This window comes from Actinosynnema sp. NPDC023658, from assembly GCF_040639995.1.
Lineage (GTDB): Bacteria > Actinomycetota > Actinomycetes > Mycobacteriales > Pseudonocardiaceae > Actinosynnema.
Map to the genome: position 1 here is coordinate 1 of NZ_JBFAAX010000579.1, position 3,634 is coordinate 3,634.

Sequence of the window (3,634 nt, forward strand, 5' to 3'; positions counted from 1 at the left end):
CCCCACCGCCCCCGCCCGCCGCGCGCCCCCCGGGGGCGGCCCCCACCCCCCGCCGTGGGGCCCGACGCCGTCCGCGGGCCGAAGTCATCATCGCGGTGTCAGCGGCTTCCACCGGCCCCGTCGCGCTCATCTCATGGTCGCTGTGAGCCGTCACCGACGTCGCGACCCGCACCAGCCAAGCGCAGGAAGGCGTACACCGTCGTGCCGTGAGCGCTGGTGCGCGTTCGGACGAGATCCGCGAGCTGGTTGACCAGCAGCAGTCCGCGGCCCCTCCTGCTCCGGCGCGGGCGGCCGGCGACCGGCGAGGGGATCGCTCAGCTGTCCGCTGTCCTCGACCGCGCGGATCAGGTGGCTGCTTTCACTCCAGATCCACAACCGGCAGCCGGCACCGGTGTGTCGGAGGCTGTTCGTGACCAGTTCGGTGGCGATGAGCCCGAGGTCGCTTACCGCTCGGCGTCGAGCCCCAACTGCCAGTACTCCACGTCGGTGCGGCCGGCCCAGATCGGTTCGCCGGTGATGCGCACGTGGCCGCTCACGTGGGCGTCGGCGAACCGGCGCAGCACGGTCGGGATGATCCGGCCCCGGTTGCGGCCGGCGACCTGCATGTCGAGCACCAGCACCTGGGCCGCAGCGGCGCGCAGCAGCCGCATCCTCTCGCCCGGCACCGCCACTGCGACGGGTTGTCCGCTGCCAGACCGTCCAGGACGAAGGGCACGAGCGCCCCCCAGGTACTCCTCATCCGAGGCGTAGAAGAACGCGGGATGGACGAACCCGTCCTCGGTGGACGCATCCACGATGGTCATGCGGCCGATCGCACGCGCAGGTCGAGGAACTTCGGACCGGCGTCGTCGAGCACTGCCTGCCCGTCGCGCGGTTGCGGGTCGGCTCGATGCGGAACCGGCGCGAACAGATCTCTGGTGGGCATGTCCACCTTTCCGCCCGAGGGCGGTCATGCGGTCACCCGCCGCGTGAAGAGGGAAACCGAGCGCCGAGGACTCGGTGTTCGGTCACATGCGGGCGCCCTGCGGAACGCCCACTCCTCCACGTCCGGGCCGGCATAGCCGCACATCGCCGTGGAAGGCGGACCGACCGGGTAGCAGTCGACCGGGCGCTCGTGGCGGGCGACCACGGCCGCTGCTCGGCGCGTGCAGCCGGCGAATACCCTCGACATCGCGAGCCCGCGGTCGTGAGCACCAACCCCCGTGAGCGCTCCTTGTACCGTGACCTGTCCATGCGCGACACGGCAAGGGCGATCGGGACCACCGGACGCGCGCTTCCGTGCAGTGCACCTCCTGTCGACCACCGGAGTCGGACTTCAGCACGACCCCGGCGCTTCCGGAGGTCGCGGAGCCGATCTCGGCGCTGGGGGGAGCGCTGGTGCTGGACCTCTCAGGGTTGGCCTTCTGCGATTCCAGCGCGCTGAGCGCCCTCGTGCGGTTGCACGAGGTGTCGAAAGCCGCGGGCGGCACGTTGTGCCTGGCGGCGCTGCAACCGCAGGTGCAGGCGGGCATCACGATGACGTCGCCGCACCTCATGCCGTCCATCCGCGAGGAAGTCCCGTCCGGTGTGATCGGGACCGCCGACCATGCTTGAGGGCCGCTCCCCCCGACCGGGCTCGGCCGACCAGAGCTCCGGACCCCGGACGCCCTGGGAGCCCTGCGCTACCACGTCCTGACCGACCGGCACCGAGGCGACGTTCACCGGCACCCGCAGAGGTGAAGACCAGAGGGCCTACCGCAGGGCGTCGTAGAGCTGGACCTCCACCGCGTACGTGCCCGACTGCTGCGCGCCGCGACCTTCACCGCCAGGTCGGCGTTGGTGTAGTCGTCCCCGCAACGGCGAGGGGGGGTCGTCGTTGGTCCTGCGGGTCGGACGTCTTCGTCTTCTGTGCGCGGGTGTGGTTGCGGCTGCCCTCGGCGCGAGCGGCGGTCTCGGGCGTTACCCCACGCTCCACCGCTGGTTGGAAGCGCCGGTGCAGGTCCAGAGCTGCACCTTGGTGGCGTTGGCGGTGCCGCTGCCGGCGACGTCCAGGCACAGCCCGGACTGGGCGCTGGTGATGGTGCCGTCGGCGTTGAACCGCCACTGCTGATTGCTCTGGCTGTTGCAGTTCCAGATGACCACCGGGGTGCCGTTGCTCGTGCCCTGGCCGGAGGCGTCGGCGCAGCGCAGGTTGCTCCCGCTGTAGACGGTCAGCGCGCCCGCGCCGGTCCGCGTCCAGAGCTGGTTGGCGCCGCCGTTGCAGTCCCAGATCTGCAGCTGCGCCCCCGGCGTCGTGGTGGCGCCGTTCACGTCGAGGCACTTGCCGGCGCCGACCGCGCGCACCGGCCCGGTGGGCGCGGCGGGACCGGGGGCGTACGCGGCGGCCGTGATGTTGGCCTGCACGGCCTCCTCGGTGGCGTTGGACGGGTAGCCGGAGGTCAGCACACCCTCGTAGAAGGTTCCGGCCCCGGAGACGCTGTTGTCCCCGCCGATGCCCAGGAGGATCGCCCCCTCCTTGTGCATCGGGTGGTAGCCGTTGGGGCGTGGCCCGTCGAACACGGTCGACAGGCCGCCCGACTGGGCGTTGCCGCTGCGGATGGCCCAGTGGTTCGACTCGCCCTTGACGATCGCCGTGACGAAGCGGTGGTTGACGGTGGGGTTGCGGTTGTAGCCCGCGTTCACCCCGGAGAACAGGCCCCACTCGAGGTCGGCCATCACCCACGGGCCGGTGCCGTCGCCGTAGCCCCACTGGCGGTCGGCGCCGAAGTAGACGGTCTCCATGATGCCCTGCCGGTCGGCCTGGCCGTCCGTCTGGGCGTTGCCGTAGTCGAAGCAGCACCAGTTGTTGTAGTGCGCGCCGTCCACGACGGCGTAGATGCCCTCCGGCTGGTCACCGGTCGCGACGCCGTTGGTTTTGTTGTTGCGGTAGCCGGTGCCGGGCGAGATGAACACCCCGTACGCCTTCTGGCCGCCGACGGTGACCGGGGCCGCGGTGGCGTTGGCCAGGTTGTCCCAGCCACCGGGAGCGGGGCCGGGCCAGTAGCCGGGAGGCGCCTGGGTGAGGTGGTTGCCCCGACCGGACTGGTCGTAGAGAGCGGTGATGAGGCACGTCGTGCCGGCGCAGAACGAGTCCTGGGCGGCGGCGTTGGCGACCCCGCCCGCGCTGAGCGGGCCGATGTCGCGCGTGGTGCTGTCCGACGATCGCCGCACCTGGTACAGCGGACCGTTGTACGCGCCGTACAACGCGCGCGTGGTGCTGTGCGCCGCCACGCACGGCGTGTTGCCGGCCGCGTAGATGTCGCACGGTCCCTGGGTCGCGCCTCGCGCCGGGGTGGCGAACGGCACCGTGGCGGCGAAGGGCACCGCGACGAGCGCAATTCCGGTCACGAGTGCCACGGCCAGCCGTGTGACGCCTCGAACTCGCACGACTCCTCCTCCGGGTGGGCAGGTCGAGCGCAGCAGGCGGTGCCGTGGTGACGAAGAGCGCGAGGCACGACCAACTCGATGGAAGTCGACTCTGCGCAACGACTTCCGCGGCTGTCAATACCGGTCGACGGGCGGTCGGCGCCGGTCGCCCGCGCCGTCCGGTCGAATTCCGTCGAACGCCCTGCGCGCCGGCCCGCGCCACCCGTCGTGGTGGCAGATTGTCGCCAAC

General features: G+C 71.6%; 4 protein-coding genes. 1 reads left to right on the forward strand and 3 read right to left on the reverse strand.

The window, feature by feature from the left end; all coding sequences use genetic code 11:
* Positions 1–443: 443 nt before the first annotated feature.
* A complete protein-coding gene (locus AB0G02_RS31450) occupies positions 444–803 on the reverse strand; it encodes a hypothetical protein (protein ID WP_360801300.1) in 360 nt (119 codons plus the stop codon).
* Positions 800–925 carry a hypothetical protein gene (locus AB0G02_RS31455; protein WP_360801303.1) on the reverse strand — a complete coding sequence of 42 codons (126 nt, stop codon included), beginning with the start codon at positions 923–925 and terminating at the stop codon, positions 800–802. Before AB0G02_RS31455 ends, AB0G02_RS31450 begins: the two co-directional genes overlap by 4 nt.
* Before the next feature lie 353 nt (positions 926–1,278).
* On the opposite strand from AB0G02_RS31455, the gene AB0G02_RS31460 reads away from it, so the two are divergent.
* Positions 1,279–1,593 (forward strand): STAS domain-containing protein, encoded by a 315-nt coding sequence (locus AB0G02_RS31460; protein ID WP_360801306.1) that lies wholly within the window; start codon positions 1,279–1,281, stop codon positions 1,591–1,593.
* Positions 1,594–1,938: 345 nt separating this feature from the next.
* Here the strand turns inward: AB0G02_RS31460 and AB0G02_RS31465 are convergent, their stop codons facing one another.
* The gene (locus AB0G02_RS31465) at positions 1,939–3,366 is read right to left on the reverse strand and encodes an arabinofuranosidase catalytic domain-containing protein (protein ID WP_360801309.1); all 1,428 of its coding nucleotides are present in this window, start codon (positions 3,364–3,366) and stop codon (positions 1,939–1,941) included.
* Between the last annotated feature and the right edge of the window lie 268 nt (positions 3,367–3,634).